Raw genomic sequence first — 14,459 nt, 5'->3', positions numbered from 1 at the left:
TTTCTGTCCCACTCCCTTATTTTCATAATTCAAAGTATAAATGATAGTGGAATTTGCAACGGGTATTAAAATGAGCGTTACAATTTGGACAAACCTCAGTCATCATATAATCTTGTATGGACAGTTCATGTTTACACACGCCACACATAATAGCTTTGGTTTGAAATTCTTTTTCCGGCCATCGTTTAATGGCATGAGATTCATGTTCATTATGACATTGATAGCAAGGATAATATTTATCGCAACACTTAAATTTAATCGCTACGACATCCAAGAATGTATGATAATGCACACAACGTGTTTCTTCATCTACAAGTGAACCATATACATGAGGCATTATATATCGTCTCCTTACTTTGAAAAAGAATAATTTAAATTATTCTTCTGGATGGTCGCCGATAATTCTTACTTCTCGGTGAAGTTCGACATCAAATTTTTCTTTTACAACATTTTGAACATGATGAATTAAATCTTCGTAATCTGTAGCAGTTCCATTATCTACATTAACCATAAAACCAGCATGTTTTTTTGAAACTTCTACACCACCGATACGATATCCTTGTAAATCTGAGTCTTGTATTAATTTACCAGCGAAGTGACCAGGAGGTCTCTGGAATACACTACCACAAGAAGGGTATTCAAGTGGTTGTTTAGTTTCACGACGTTCTGTTAAATCATCCATAGTAGCTTGAATTTCATCTAATTTGCCAGGAGCTAAACTAAATGCAGCTTCAAGGACTACAAGATGTTTTCTTTGAACGATACTATTACGATAATCTAATTCTAATTCTTGATTAGTAAGTTGTAATAAGTCTCCATGTTCATTCACACATAAAGCGTAGTCGATACAATCTTTCACTTCGCCACCGTATGCGCCTGCATTCATATAAACAGCGCCACCAACTGAACCTGGAATACCACAAGCAAATTCTAATCCAGTTAGTACGTGGTCTCTTGCAGCACGTGACACATCGATAATAGCCGCACCGCTACCAGCGATAATTGCATTATCAGAGACATTAATATGATCAAGTGATAATAAGCTAATGACTATTCCACGAATACCGCCCTCACGAATAATGATATTAGAACCGTTTCCTAAATACGTTACGGGGATATCTTTCTCTTGAGCATAGCGTACAATAGTTTGAACATGCTCATTTTTGGTAGGAGATAAATAGAAATCAGCGTTACCGCCAGTTTCAGTATATGTATAACGTTTTAAAGGCTCATCGACTTTAATAATATCTTCAGGTATTAAGGATTTTAAATCTTTTAAGATGTCATCTTTGTTTAACATAAGTACATCCTTTCTTTTCTTCTGTACTATAATCTTTTCCTTATTATATCAACTTTAAATCTTATTTGCTAAATGAGAGATAATTAAATAAGGACATATTATGTCACATATTCCCATTTTAAATGGCATTCGGATAATATTTTGTAATTTTTTAAATTTTATAGTTTTTTGTATAAATTTTCGAAGTATTTTTGTTTTTGATTTTCATAAGTTCTTATATGATTGACGTGTTGAATCATAGCTTTCTTTTTTTCTGAAAATTGAAGCGCCAAGTCTTGCTTTGAAGCGAGTGCCTCATCTACAGCTAAATATTGTTCAAATAAAGATGTATTCATTTGAACAATATGAAGGCGTATCGTTTGTTTTAAATCAATCATGTTATTGAAGTGAGCCATCATTACTTTTTTCTTGTATGGATGATGCAAACGATAAAATCCTACGTAATTCAATCGTTTTTCATCTAAAGAAGTAATGTCATATAAATTATTAACGCCGACTAAAATATCTAATATGGGTTCAGTAGCATAATTAAAATGCTTTGTTCCACCAATATGTTGGGTAAACTGAACTGGAGAATCTAATAAGTCAAAGAGTATTTTTTTAGTATCCTGATATAGTGCTTCATAATATTGTTTAGATGAATTGTCGACAAATGGTTGGACGGTTGAATACATGAGAATCTCCTTCAAATGAGTAATTATTTTGCAAATTCTGGAATACTATAACATAAATAATTTTCAATATAAATAGCTTTAGGTATAATACGTGGTGATAGGAGTGCAGATATGAAAAAAATAGCAATTCTTTCGATAATCATAATATTTGGAGTAGTTCTATCGTCATGTGGAACGCAACATAACGCAGATTTAAAAAACTTTACTCATCATTTAGATAAAGTTGAAGAAAAGAAAAAAGATGTTGAAACAGTCATGGATAAAATTCATTTAACAAAACTTAATGAATTAAGTAAAACAGATATTACCGATAAAAATAAACAAGAATTTAAAGTGCTACAAAAAGACATTAATAACCATTTAGTGCCTACATTTAAAAAATATGATAAAGAAGCTAAGCAATTACCAGCTAAAACTTCTGAAATAAAAGATTTAAAGCAGAAATATTTAAATAATGTTAGCCAAGAAAGAAAAGGAATTAATGATATAAAAACGTTTGTCGATTTATGTAATCAGTCAATTAATGCCAATGAGAATATATTAGATTATACGAAATCATTTGAAACAAATCGTTCTCAAGTAGAAACAGCTATTAAAAAATCTAGCAATCAAGATGACGCAAATCAATTAACTACTAAAATTGAATATAATAATAAACAATTGCAACAAACAGCACAAAAATATTTAGAAAATGACAAGTTTGATTCAAAGCAAGCCATCGAAAAACACATTAAGCCATTAATTGAAAAACAAATTACTGATCTTAATCAAACTAATATTACAGATAGTAATGTTAATGAAGCGCGCAAAAATGCCATTGAGATGTACTACAATCTGTTAAACTATTATGATACGCGTGAAAAAACAATTGAAATTGAGAAAAAACTTTCTAAAATAGATGTCGAAAAGTTGCCAAAAACGGGTAAAGAGTTAAATAAACAAGATAAGGATTTCGAAAAAGCATTCAAGCGTATAAAAGAAAACTAACATTGGAAATATGAGATTATAAACGTTATTATGTGCTTATAATCTTTAAAATCTTATATTAAAAAATTAAAATTTTTGGTTAACAATAGAGAATGAAATGTGTATAATTGTACCCATTGAGTAGTTTATAATGATTATAAATAATAGGAATATGGGCATAAATAATTTTAGAGGTGAATAGAATGGCTATAAAGCTGAGTTCGATTGACCAGTTTGAACAAGTACTAGAAGAAAATAAATATGTATTTGTATTAAAACATAGTGATACTTGTCCAATCTCAGCAGATGCATTTGATCAATTTAATAAGTTTTTATATGAAAGAGACATGGATGGCTATTATTTAGTTGTCCAAGAAGAAAGAAAGCTTTCTGATTATATTGCTGACAAAACGAATGTAAAACATGAATCTCCCCAAGCATTCTACTTTGTAGAAGGGGAAGCTACATGGAATGCAAGTCATAGTGATATCAATGTATCTTCGTTAGCTCAAGCTGAAGAGTAATATAAACTAAATACAAATTTTTTTGGGGATATCATTCCTAGGTAAATAGCCAGTAAATGATTTTTTATAATTTCATTTACTGGCTTTTTTTATTTACAATTTTTCGTGTTGTTGGCTCGCTAGTCTAGGAGAGCGAGCCATGGTCTTGTAAAGCAGTTCTTAGATAGATATTCACTCGTTTAAGTTGTTGCGCTTTCCAGGTGTGCTGTCTCTAAAGCAGTTCTTAAATGGATTATCATTTCACTTAAGTTGAGATGCTTGCCTAGGGGGCTGGGGTGAGCCTTGGTCATGTAAAGTAGTTCTTAGATAGGTATTTACTCGTTTAAGTTGTTTCGCTTTCCAGGGGTGCTGTCTCAGCCTGTAGTCTTCGACTAGCACTGCTCCTCTAGGAGTCTTCACAACTCCACTTCGTAATCTATCTTAGAACGCCTTACGTAAGTGTGTGAACACTTACTTTCAATTAAGAGTTACGTAACGTTACTCGTTATCTGCATAACTTTTTTCAAATGTATTAAAGCATTTCATTTTGTTTCATTAGTAAAATTGAAGGCAACACATGTATAATGTGAAAGTGAAGTTAAAATAATAAAGTGTATATTATTTTCAGATAATAGGAAAAGTGGCAAGAGGTGATTAAAGGATGAAAGTATTAGTAGCCATGGACGAGTTCAATGGTATTATTTCGAGTTATCAAGCGAACCGCTATGTAGAAGAAGCAGTAGCAAGTCAAATTGAAAAAGCTGATGTTGTCCAAGTGCCATTATTTAATGGACGCCACGAATTAATAGATTCTGTATTCTTGTGGCAATCTGGGACTAAATATAGAGTAAATGTGCATGACGCAGATATGAACGAAGTTGAAGCGGTGTATGGTCAGACGGAAGACGGTTTAACTGTCATTGAAGGAAATTTATTTTTAAAAGGACATCAACCTATTGAGCAACGTTCAAGCTTTGGTTTAGGAGAAATTATTATCGACGCGTTAAAAAACGGTGCTGATAATATTATTATTTCTCTTGGCGGTATTGATAGCTTTGATGGCGGTATTGGCATGCTACAAGCTTTAGGCGGTAAATTCTATGATGATGAGAATAATTTGCTAGATGCACGTGAAGGTGCTTGCATTATTAAATTTATTCGACATATTGATTTATCTGGAATAATGACTGAATTTAGTAATGCTAAAATTCAATTAATGTCAGATTTCTCAAGTAAATTATATGGCAAGAATAGCGAAATAATGAAGACATTAGATACACATCACATTAGTCTTGATAAAGCGAAAGAATTAGATAATTTAATTTGGTATTTTAGTGAAATAGTTAAAAATGAATTACACGTAGCTTTAGGTCCTATTGAGCGAGGCGGTGCCGGCGGTGGTATTGCAGCAGTGTTAAGTGGACTATATGGTGCTGAAATTTTAACTAGTCACGAATTAGTAGATCAACTTACCCATTTAGACGATTTAATTTCTCAAGCAGATTTGATTATTTTTGGGGAAGGTTTAAAAGAAGAAGATAGCCTTTTAGAAACGACAACACTAAGAATTGCAGAGTTAACGGAGAAGCATCATAAACCTGCCATTGCCATTTGTGCAACGGATGATAAATTCGATGTTTTTGATAAACATCATGTTACAGCTATGTTTAACACATTTATTGAAATGCCTAAAAGTTACACTGATTTTAAAATGGGTATCCAAATTAGACACTATACAGTTCAAGCATTACGACTATTAAAAACGAGTTTAGATAAACTATAATTTAATATATAACAAATAAGGCAAACCTAAGTTGTCTGGGTGGAGATACCCACAACGATAAGGTTTGCCTTTTAATATATTTGCAATATCTTATTTTTTATAATTTGTGACTTCTTGAGCGATACCAATAATCACTTGTACAGCTTTTTCCATTACATCAATAGATGCATACTCGAACGGACCATGGAAGTTGCCACAACCAGTGAAGATATTAGGAGTCGGAAGTCCCATAAATGAAAGTTGTGAACCATCAGTACCACCACGAATAGGTTCAGTATTAGGATCGATATTTAAATCTGCGAACACTTTTTTAGGAATATCTATAATATGAGGATGTGGTTCAATTTTTTCAGCCATATTATAATACTGATCTTCAATGTCCACTTTTACTGGGAAATCTTCATAATGTGAATTAATATCATCACGAATTTCTAGAAGTTTTTTCTTACGTAATTCAAACGCTTCTCTATCGTGATCGCGAATGATATATTGAAGCGTCGCTTTTTCAACATTACCGTCAAATTTCATTAAATGATAGAAACCCTCATAACCTTCTGTACGTTCAGGCACTTCACTAGCTGGTAATAAACTATGGAATTGATGGCCTAATGAAAGGGCATTAACCATAATATTCTTAGCAGAACCAGGATGGACATTTACACCATGTGTTGTAATTTTCGCTTCAGCGGCGTTAAAACTTTCAAATTGAAGTTCGCCAAATTCACTACCATCCATTGTATAAGCGAAATCGGCATTAAAGCGTTCCACGTCAAATTTATGAGGACCACGTCCAATTTCTTCGTCTGGTGTAAATGCAATGCGAATGCGTCCGTGTTTCACTGCTGGGTGGTTGTTCAAATATTTCACTGCTTCCATAATTTCCACGACGCCAGCTTTGTCATCGGCACCTAATAATGACGTACCATCTGTAATCATTAATGTATGACCTTTAAGCTTTTTTAATTCAGGAAAAGTTTCTTGGCTTAACACGCGACTTGTATTACCTAATTGAATAGGTTTACCATCGTAAGACTCAACGATTTGAGGGTTTACGTCAGTAGCATTAAAATCTGGTGATGTATCTACATGGGCTAAGAAACCGACTGTTGGCACGTCTTCTTCAATATTACTTTCTAACGTAGCAAATAAATAACCATTGTCATCCATATCTGTAGATAATCCAAATGCTTCAAGTTCTTGTTTTAATAAACGTAATAAATCCCACTGTTTTTCTGTTGAAGGCGTCGTTTCTGAATCTGGATTAGATTGTGTATCGATTTTTACATAACGTGATAATCTGTCTATAATTTGTTCTTTCATAGCTAGACATCCCCTTAGACTCTATTATTCATATCGTAAATTTTTTTGTATGTTTTGCCCTTGATTTTATCATAAAACTGTTTAAAGCGTGTATAAATGTAATAGAGAATCTCTGCTACTAAAATACCAAAAGCAATTGAACCTGAAATAAGTGTCACTTCTAAAAATGTATTTACAGCTTGTGTATAATCATTTGAAACTAAAAAACGTGTTGCTTCGTATGCTGTTCCTCCAGGTACTAGGGGGATAATTCCTGGCACGATAAAGATGATAACTGGACGTTTATAGCGGCGACTCATAACGTGACTTAGTAAGCCTAATATTAAACTACCAAGGAAAGAGGCGCCTACTTTTCCTAAGTCCATATCTACAGTGTATTGATAAATTGTCCAAGCTACGGCACCTACGAAACCACAGGCAAGCAGTAATCTCTTAGGCGCGTTGAAGATGATGGAAAAAAGCACTGTAGAAATGAAACTAATTGTAAAATGAAACAAATAAAATAACATTTATTAACAGCCTTTCTTATATGATTAATAAAACGATGGCTACACCGGCACCAATTGCAAATGATGTAAGGGCCGCTTCAACACCACGTGACATACCGGCAAGGAGTTCTCCTGCCATTAAATCTCGAATAGCGTTACAAATTAAAATACCCGGAACTAACGGCATCACACTTGAGATAGTGATGATATTCTGATTTGTAGCGATTCCTAATTGAGTAAACGTAGCAGCAATAGAAATAACTACAGCTGAAGCTACAAACTCTGAAAAGAACTTAATCTGTATAAAACGTTGCACCAAACTGAAAGTTAAAAAGGCAGCACCACCTGCGAGTGAAGCGATCCAACAATCTGATGCTACACCACCAAACATGAATAAGAAGAAGCCACATGCAATCGCAGCAGCAAAAAAGTTTAATAAAAATGAATATTGTAATGAAGCGTGACTTAAATGAATAAGCTCCGATTTAGCTTCATCAATGGTTAATTCATTTCTAGAGATTTTTCGTGAGAGGCTATTTGTAAGCGCAATTTTCTCTAAATCTGTCGTGCGTTCTCTAATTCGAATCAAACGTGTATTTGTTCGATCATTAAGTGAAAAAATAATAGCTGTGGAAGTTACGAAACTGTATGTATCATTTAAGCCGTAACTATGAGCGATACGATTCATTGTATCTTCTACGCGATATGTTTCAGCGCCAGCTTCTAGCAAAATCCTTCCAGCTATTAACACCACATCAATCACTTTATTTTCATCGATAATAGTGATTGAATCTGACATAAAAGGCACCCCCGTATAATTAGATAAATTAATTTTATTTATTAGGACAATTTGAAGTGTACAACTTGAAGTTATAACTTGCAATAGCTCCGAGTTTAATCACACATTTTCTTAAACGATTAGTTACAATTGACATGAAAACGTCATTCTTTCTTTTAAAAATAATAAATAAAAAACTGTCAATCACTATTTACTCTAATCGACTGAAACACAGCGATATGATAAATAGCATATTGACAGTCAATATTACCCCTATAATTTAATAATAGGATTAAACATTACTTGATTACGGCCTTCATTCTTAGCCACGTGGACCATATCATCAGCATCTTTAAATACTTTACGTTGAGATTTATGATCTTCTTTAGATAAGTAGCCTACACCAATCGACACGGAAAGTTTAATGACTTCTCTATTAGGTAAATGGAACGATGATTTTTCCACACCTGTACGAATATTTTCAGCTAATTTAACACTTTGATCTAGTGAATAATTACGAATAACTACTGAAAATTCTTCGCCACCATTTCGGAAAATTTTAAACTGTCTTGGCACATAATTTTTCAATAACTGTGACATTTGTTTTAAGACAGCGTCACCTGCTTTATGTGAATAAGTATCATTCACATCTTTAAATCCATCAATATCAATGAGAAGTAAGGCAAGACTTTCGTTATTATCTTCTGCTAATTGCGAGATTTTATTTAAATGTCTATCAAACTCTTTTACATTTCCTAAACCTGTAAGGTAATCATATTTGTCTTCATTTTCATAACGCGTAACTAATGAGAAGAAATGCCAAATATCAACAAATGTGATAGCAGAGGCGATAGTTAAGACAAATGAAATTGGAATTAATACAGCTACTTCTATCAAATCATATAAAGGACTGAAAATAGATAAAATTAATAAAATAATGACGCTAATCAAATTTAAGATTATCAGAGAAATAATATCGTTTTGCTTTAAAAATGGTCCTACCATACTTGAAATAAGTCCAATAACAATTAAAACGACACCGTATAAAATAGAATTTCCAAAGGTAAAGACATCAACTAAGGCAATGATAATTGCCGCGATGAGGGTATAACCTATATTGGTATAACGTCCAAGAAATAGTAACGGCACAAATGTTAAATGGATTAAATATTCATGGTGAAATGGAATAGGGTAGGCAGCTAGTAATAAAGCTACTAGCGTCATTAAGACAGTGACATAGCCTTTTGAGAAGACCATGATTTTATTTTCGGAGTATTGTAACCGATGAAAAAGATAAATACCCGCAACCATGACCGCAATATTATAAATGATTGCTTCAAGCATATGGAAATCGACTCCTTTAATTTAACCATTAGTTATTGTAAGTGAAAACTTACTATTTGTCATTAAGAAGTAGCTTATATTGTTAGAAAATAATTGGGTTCAATGGTCTTTCATGTTCAAACAATAAATGAAATGGTATGATAGAAAAAATAACTTATCTTTACAAAAAATTTACATTACACTTATTTAAAGTAAAATCTTTTCAAAATAAAGTATAATAATGATGATTAAATTCATGATAATACGATGATTTTATAGATAATGGAATCGTTTTAAAGAGAACAGTAACGAGAAATTTCCTACTATAGTCCAATATAAAGATAAGACATATCGTTTAAAATAATGTAAATAAGAAAAATGCAAATGTGAAAAAATTAGAGGAATAATTTAATGAAGGTGAACTGATGTATACTTTACTACTCATTGCTGTAACAATGGTCATCAGTCTGATACTCACACCTATCATAATTAGGGTCTCAACTAAGTTTGGCTTAGTTGACAAACCTAATTATAGAAAAGTACATACAAAGCCTGTTTCTGTGTTAGGCGGCACCGTAATTTTACTTTCCTTTCTTATTGGAATATGGCTAGGCAATCCAATTGAAAGAGAAGTGAAGCCTTTAGTCCTAGGTGCAATTGTGATGTACTTAGTAGGTTTAATTGATGATATTTATGATTTGAAACCGATACTCAAGTTAATTGGACAAATAATTGCTGCGTCTATTGTTGTGATTTACGGTATTACGATAGATTTTATTTCTTTTCCGATGGGACCGACGATTCATTTTGGTATTTTAAGTATCCCAATTACGATTATTTGGATTGTGGCAATTACTAATGCAATAAATTTAATAGATGGACTCGATGGATTAGCTTCTGGCGTATCAGCTATTGGCTTAATTACCATTGCGTTTATTGCCATTTTACAGGCAAATATTTTTATCATTATGATATGTAGCGTATTAATAGGTTCGTTGTTAGGATTCCTATGTTTCAATTTCCATCCTGCAAAGATCTTTTTAGGGGATAGTGGCGCTTTAATGATAGGCTTTATCATAGGCTTTTTATCATTACTCGGCTTTAAAAACATTACGTTTATTTCATTGTTCTTCCCAATCGTTATTCTTGCGGTACCATTTATTGATACACTATTCGCTATGATACGAAGAATGCGAAACGGTCAACACATTATGCAAGCAGATAAATCGCATTTACACCATAAACTCCTAGCATTAGGCTATTCTCATCGTCAAACAGTTTTACTCATTTATTCAATTGCGATCATGTTTAGCTTATCAAGTATCATTCTCTACTTATCTCAACCACTAGGTGTATTACTCATGTTCGTTCTCATTCTGATTACGATAGAACTCATAGTAGAATTTACAGGATTGATAGATGATAATTACAAGCCAATTATTAATTTGATTTCTAAGAAAAATGAGCACCACCACGCTCACGATACAACAGATAAAAAATAAAACCTTGTATGAGGCGAGTATGTTTTTAATACTCAACTTATACAAGGTTTTTAATATTATAAATGCTAAAGTCTTAATTAGTAGGGATATCAAATGGCAATTTTTTAGGTTCTTCTTCATGTAAATCATAATTACCTGCAGTGTTACGGTTTAAGAATTCTATGAATGCATCATACTCGGTTTGTACAACATCGATATGATAGCTCACTTTATCTGTGTAAGTTTGATCTCTTAATAAATAAGATGTCGCAGCGAGTTCGTATTCAAATTTACCAGTTAAATCATAACTAATCGTTACAATAGTAGGGATAGCATCTCGTAATTCAACTCGACCAATATCATAAATAACGTCTCTCACGGCACCACTATAAGCACGGATAAGTCCACCGCCACCTAGTTTAATTCCTCCAAAATAGCGTGTTACCACGACACAAACATTATGTACATCTAACTTTTTTAGAATTTCAAGCATAGGCACACCAGCAGTCCCACTAGGTTCGCCATCATCATTCGCTTTTTGAATGTTCATTTGATCACCAACTGTATAGGCAGAACAATTATGTGTCGCTTCTTTATGGGTTTGCTTTATTTCTTGGATGAAAGCTTTTGCCTCATCTTCGGTTGATACTGGTTTAATGTGAGCGATAAAGCGAGATTTATTAATAACATTTTCAATGGAGTGTTCTTGTTTAATCGTAATAATAGGGTTGCTCAAAATTTCACCTCTTCATATTATAAAATTTCATATGTCTTTTATTATACACGCTAATTTTCGAATGAATAAATATATGATTATGAATTTCTTTTTTAATTAAAATAATTTATAATAGCGATGAGTATAATTGAGGAGGACTACTATGAAAATTGCAGTTATGGCAGATTCAACTGGCTATCTACCACAAGCATTCATGGATAAATATCAAATGCCTATTGCACCGTTAAGTGTTGCATTTGATGATGGAGAAACATTTACTGAGAATGATGGTGTTCCAATTAAACACTTTTACGAAAAAATGGCTTCATCTAAAACTTTCCCGACGACGAGTCAGCCAGCTATCGGCGAATGGATTGAAAATTACGAACACTTGCGTGATAAAGGATATACGGATATTATCGTTATTACTTTATCAAGCGGTATTAGTGGTAGCTATCAATCTGCGACTCAAGCAGGCGAAATGGTTGAGGGCGTGAACGTTCACACATTTGATAGTAAATTAGCTGCAATGATTGAAGGTAGCTACACAATGTATGCGATGGACCTCGTTGAGAAAGGATTCACACCAGAAATCATCATTGAAGAATTAACAGAAGCGAGAGAACAAGCAGGCGCGTACCTTATCGTAGATGACTTGAAAAATCTTCAAAAAAGTGGTCGTATTACAGGTGCACAAGCTTGGGTAGGTACATTATTAAAAATGAAACCTGTGCTACGCTTTGAAGAAGATGGTAAAATTCATCCATTTGAAAAAGTACGTACAAAAAAACGTGCATTCAATACTTTAGAGAAGAATATTTTCGATCTTATTAAAGATATTGAAGATGTGACCGTATTTGTCATTGATGGTGATAAAACAGATGAAGGTCGCGCATTTTATCATCATTTACAAGAAACATATCCTGATATTAATATCCAATACTCTGAATTTGGACCCGTGATTGCTTCTCACTTAGGTTCAGGTGGATTAGGATTAGGATACTTCCCTAGAAAAATCGAAATTAATTAAGTAGTTAAGTCTAGAGATAAGCAATGAGAGTTGAAAAAGTGATCACTCCCACTTATCTTTAGGCTTTTTTTATTTTTGAAAAGGGCGTGATGAACTATAAAATATTATGGAAAGTTAATATTCCCACATATAGTATTAAGCGATGAACAAGTGAAATTAACTACACCAGGTGTTATTGAAACGACAGCGGGGCATCGTTGTATGCAATGTGGCAACGAAGATAAAATTTATTTCTGTCAGTATACTTCAACCATTTTTCAGAAAGAAATTATTTACTGTCGTCGTTGTATTCAATTAGGAAGAATGGACAATATCACCAATTATAGAATAACTGAGAGCGTGGGCAAGGTCTCGGAAGGTTATTATGAGTTGCCATTCCAACTATCAGAACAACAAAGCTATGCGTCAACTCAAATTATTGAAGCAATCAATCAAGGCAAAAATTTATTATTATATGCAGTCACAGGCGCTGGTAAAACTGAAATGATGTTTGAAGGAATAAGCGTGGCACGGCAATTAGGTTTAAATGTTGCGGTCATTTCACCACGTGTCGATGTGGTGATTGAGATTAGTAAACGCATTAAGGAAGCATTTATTCATGAAGACATTGATGTATTACACCAATCAAGCTACCAACAATACAATGCGCACTTTATCATTGCCACCGTGCATCAACTCTTTCGCTTTAAAAGCCATTTCGATGTCATATTTATTGATGAAGTCGATGCATTTCCTCTCTCTATGGATGTTCAATTACAAGGAGCGATAGCTCTTGCCTCTAAAACGAAGCATAGCCATATCTTTATGACAGCTACGCCTCCTAAACATTTATTACATCAAATCCAAATGGACCATATTATAAAACTGCCCGCCCGTTTTCACAGACATCCATTACCCGAACCAATATTTCGTTACTTTAAATTAAAGCCTTCTCGCGCACAATATAAACTGAAAACATTATTATTAAAACAAGTGAGCGCGCAACGTTTTACTTTAGTATTCTTCAATAATATTGAACTAATGCTTAAAGCATATGACTCTTATCATTATTTCTTTCCTGATTTAATATGTGTATCGAGTGAAGATGCTTTACGTTTTGACAAAGTCGAAGCATTGCGTCGAGGTGAACACACTATCGTATTTACTACCACCATCTTAGAAAGAGGGTTTACGATGGCGCAGCTAGACGTCATTGTGATTAACGCTGATACATTTGAAAAGGCAGCCCTAGTACAAATAGCAGGAAGAGTAGGACGGAAACAAGAGGCACCTACAGGAATAGTATTATTCCTACATGAAGGAGTAAGTCTAGCAATGATTCAGGCCAAACGCGATATCAAACAGATGAACAAACTAGGCAAAGCGAGAGGTTGGATCAATGCATAGATGTATTCAGTGTTTACAACCCATCCGGGAAACCTTGACTGTTTTTAATTTCTATCGTCCGCGTGAACCATTCTGTCATGCTTGTCAGCAACAGTGGGAAGCAGTTACTTTAGATTCAATGGCTCACCGTTGCCCTAGATGTTTAAATAGGCAAACTCCAAACAGTGACGTATGCCTTGATTGCCAATTTTTGGAAAAGACGTTTACCTTAATGTCTCAATTATATTGTGATTATCAATATACAGGCGTTATGAAAGAAGTGATTCATAATTATAAATTCATGCGAGACTACTATTTAGCGAAAGTATTAGCATCCAAACTTAAACTCCCTAAAACGCCATATGATATGATTGTTCCCATCCCATCTCCATATGAACGCGATGCCGAACGAACATTTAATCCAGTTACTACCGTGTTAGATTATATGGGTGTGCACTATACTAATCTATTAAAAACACAACTTCGGCCTAAGCAGTCTCGATTAGGAAAGATAGCACGTGCCCAAGCGTCTAACCCTTTTTATATTGATAAAGAGGTTGATTTAACAGGGAAAGACATTTTGCTTGTAGATGATATTTATACTACTGGCTTAACGGTACATCATGCAGGAGAACTATTATGTGACAAAAATGTCAGAAAATTCAAAGTGTTTGCGTTTTCAAGATGAGATAAACGTGGTATTATAATAGTAAGCATTACCAATACAAGAGGT

The 14,459-nt window shown here is 33.6% G+C and carries 15 protein-coding genes; 7 read left to right on the top strand and 8 right to left on the bottom strand.

Annotation, left to right across the window (positions count from 1 at the left end; all coding sequences use genetic code 11):
• Positions 1 to 22: 22 nt before the first annotated feature.
• The 3 genes from LIX58_RS01955 to LIX58_RS01945 all read right to left on the bottom strand — a co-directional run bounded on the left by LIX58_RS01955 (position 23) and on the right by LIX58_RS01945 (position 1,974).
• Positions 23 to 337 carry a CHY zinc finger protein gene (locus tag LIX58_RS01955; protein ID WP_126565097.1) on the bottom strand — a complete coding sequence of 105 codons (315 nt, stop codon included), beginning with the start codon at positions 335 to 337 and terminating at the stop codon, positions 23 to 25.
• A gap of 39 nt (positions 338 to 376) precedes the next feature.
• A complete protein-coding gene (gene murB / locus LIX58_RS01950; RefSeq protein ID WP_126565098.1) occupies positions 377 to 1,300 on the bottom strand; it encodes a UDP-N-acetylmuramate dehydrogenase in 924 nt (307 codons plus the stop codon).
• A 158-nt stretch (positions 1,301 to 1,458) separates the two neighbouring features.
• The gene (locus LIX58_RS01945) at positions 1,459 to 1,974 is read right to left on the bottom strand and encodes a GrpB family protein (protein ID WP_226386026.1); all 516 of its coding nucleotides are present in this window, start codon (positions 1,972 to 1,974) and stop codon (positions 1,459 to 1,461) included.
• 111 nt (positions 1,975 to 2,085) lie between these two features.
• On the opposite strand from LIX58_RS01945, the gene LIX58_RS01940 reads away from it, so the two are divergent.
• From LIX58_RS01940 to LIX58_RS01930, 3 genes are all read left to right on the top strand, one after another.
• On the top strand, positions 2,086 to 2,961 hold the full coding sequence (locus LIX58_RS01940) for an EMYY motif lipoprotein (RefSeq protein ID WP_154836497.1): 876 nt from the start codon (positions 2,086 to 2,088) through the stop codon (positions 2,959 to 2,961).
• A gap of 182 nt (positions 2,962 to 3,143) precedes the next feature.
• Positions 3,144 to 3,464 carry a bacillithiol system redox-active protein YtxJ gene (ytxJ, locus tag LIX58_RS01935; protein ID WP_126565101.1) on the top strand — a complete coding sequence of 107 codons (321 nt, stop codon included), beginning with the start codon at positions 3,144 to 3,146 and terminating at the stop codon, positions 3,462 to 3,464.
• Between the two features lie 640 nt (positions 3,465 to 4,104).
• A complete protein-coding gene (locus LIX58_RS01930) occupies positions 4,105 to 5,226 on the top strand; it encodes a glycerate kinase (protein WP_154836498.1) in 1,122 nt (373 codons plus the stop codon).
• A 90-nt stretch (positions 5,227 to 5,316) separates the two neighbouring features.
• On the opposite strand, the gene pepT is transcribed toward LIX58_RS01930, so the two are convergent.
• From pepT to gdpS, 4 genes are all read right to left on the bottom strand, one after another.
• Positions 5,317 to 6,546, bottom strand: coding sequence for a peptidase T (gene pepT / locus LIX58_RS01925; RefSeq protein WP_154836499.1), 1,230 nt, complete (start codon positions 6,544 to 6,546; stop codon positions 5,317 to 5,319).
• Positions 6,547 to 6,560: 14 nt separating this feature from the next.
• Entirely contained in the window at positions 6,561 to 7,055 is a 495-nt protein-coding gene (locus LIX58_RS01920) for a threonine/serine exporter family protein (RefSeq protein WP_126565104.1), read from the bottom strand.
• Positions 7,056 to 7,071: 16 nt separating this feature from the next.
• Positions 7,072 to 7,833 carry a threonine/serine exporter family protein gene (locus LIX58_RS01915; protein ID WP_154836500.1) on the bottom strand — a complete coding sequence of 254 codons (762 nt, stop codon included), beginning with the start codon at positions 7,831 to 7,833 and terminating at the stop codon, positions 7,072 to 7,074.
• Between the two features lie 252 nt (positions 7,834 to 8,085).
• Positions 8,086 to 9,156, bottom strand: coding sequence for a GGDEF domain-containing protein GdpS (gdpS, locus tag LIX58_RS01910; RefSeq protein ID WP_126565106.1), 1,071 nt, complete (start codon positions 9,154 to 9,156; stop codon positions 8,086 to 8,088).
• A 404-nt stretch (positions 9,157 to 9,560) separates the two neighbouring features.
• Here gdpS and LIX58_RS01905 point away from each other — a divergent pair, with 404 nt between their 5' ends.
• Entirely contained in the window at positions 9,561 to 10,637 is a 1,077-nt protein-coding gene (locus LIX58_RS01905) for a glycosyltransferase family 4 protein (protein WP_154836501.1), read from the top strand.
• A gap of 73 nt (positions 10,638 to 10,710) precedes the next feature.
• Here the strand turns inward: LIX58_RS01905 and LIX58_RS01900 are convergent, their stop codons facing one another.
• Positions 10,711 to 11,352 (bottom strand): YigZ family protein, encoded by a 642-nt coding sequence (locus tag LIX58_RS01900; RefSeq protein ID WP_126565108.1) that lies wholly within the window; start codon positions 11,350 to 11,352, stop codon positions 10,711 to 10,713.
• 142 nt (positions 11,353 to 11,494) lie between these two features.
• Here LIX58_RS01900 and fakB1 point away from each other — a divergent pair, with 142 nt between their 5' ends.
• The 3 genes from fakB1 (at position 11,495) to LIX58_RS01885 (ending at position 14,414) form a co-directional block, all read left to right on the top strand.
• Positions 11,495 to 12,361, top strand: a complete 867-nt coding sequence (fakB1, locus tag LIX58_RS01895; RefSeq protein WP_126565109.1) for a fatty acid kinase binding subunit FakB1 — start codon at positions 11,495 to 11,497, stop codon at positions 12,359 to 12,361.
• A gap of 129 nt (positions 12,362 to 12,490) precedes the next feature.
• Positions 12,491 to 13,747, top strand: coding sequence for a DEAD/DEAH box helicase family protein (locus LIX58_RS01890; RefSeq protein WP_154836502.1), 1,257 nt, complete (start codon positions 12,491 to 12,493; stop codon positions 13,745 to 13,747).
• Complete coding sequence (locus LIX58_RS01885; protein WP_154836503.1) at positions 13,740 to 14,414, top strand: ComF family protein; 675 nt, start codon at positions 13,740 to 13,742, stop codon at positions 14,412 to 14,414. The genes LIX58_RS01890 and LIX58_RS01885 overlap by 8 nt, the downstream gene beginning before the upstream one ends.
• The last annotated feature ends 45 nt before the right edge of the window (positions 14,415 to 14,459 follow it).

It is taken from the genome of Staphylococcus sp. Marseille-Q1834 (assembly GCF_916858875.1).
GTDB lineage: Bacteria > Bacillota > Bacilli > Staphylococcales > Staphylococcaceae > Staphylococcus > Staphylococcus pragensis.
This window is presented reverse-complemented; position numbering and strand designations above follow the sequence as displayed.

Excerpts from the sequence above, each read along its gene's own strand:
- fakB1 (WP_126565109.1), top strand. The coding sequence starts at position 11,495 with ATGAAAATTGCAGTTATGGCAGATTCAACTGGCTATCTACCACAAGCA.
- LIX58_RS01930 (WP_154836498.1), top strand. The coding sequence starts at position 4,105 with ATGAAAGTATTAGTAGCCATGGACGAGTTCAATGGTATTATTTCGAGT.
- LIX58_RS01940 (WP_154836497.1), top strand. The coding sequence starts at position 2,086 with ATGAAAAAAATAGCAATTCTTTCGATAATCATAATATTTGGAGTAGTT.
- LIX58_RS01885 (WP_154836503.1), top strand. The coding sequence starts at position 13,740 with ATGCATAGATGTATTCAGTGTTTACAACCCATCCGGGAAACCTTGACT.
- murB (WP_126565098.1), bottom strand. The coding sequence starts at position 1,300 with ATGTTAAACAAAGATGACATCTTAAAAGATTTAAAATCCTTAATACCT.
- LIX58_RS01905 (WP_154836501.1), top strand. The coding sequence starts at position 9,561 with ATGTATACTTTACTACTCATTGCTGTAACAATGGTCATCAGTCTGATA.
- pepT (WP_154836499.1), bottom strand. The coding sequence starts at position 6,546 with ATGAAAGAACAAATTATAGACAGATTATCACGTTATGTAAAAATCGAT.
- gdpS (WP_126565106.1), bottom strand. The coding sequence starts at position 9,156 with ATGCTTGAAGCAATCATTTATAATATTGCGGTCATGGTTGCGGGTATT.
- ytxJ (WP_126565101.1), top strand. The coding sequence starts at position 3,144 with ATGGCTATAAAGCTGAGTTCGATTGACCAGTTTGAACAAGTACTAGAA.
- LIX58_RS01915 (WP_154836500.1), bottom strand. The coding sequence starts at position 7,833 with ATGTCAGATTCAATCACTATTATCGATGAAAATAAAGTGATTGATGTG.
- LIX58_RS01955 (WP_126565097.1), bottom strand. The coding sequence starts at position 337 with ATGCCTCATGTATATGGTTCACTTGTAGATGAAGAAACACGTTGTGTG.
- LIX58_RS01920 (WP_126565104.1), bottom strand. The coding sequence starts at position 7,055 with ATGTTATTTTATTTGTTTCATTTTACAATTAGTTTCATTTCTACAGTG.
- LIX58_RS01945 (WP_226386026.1), bottom strand. The coding sequence starts at position 1,974 with ATGTATTCAACCGTCCAACCATTTGTCGACAATTCATCTAAACAATAT.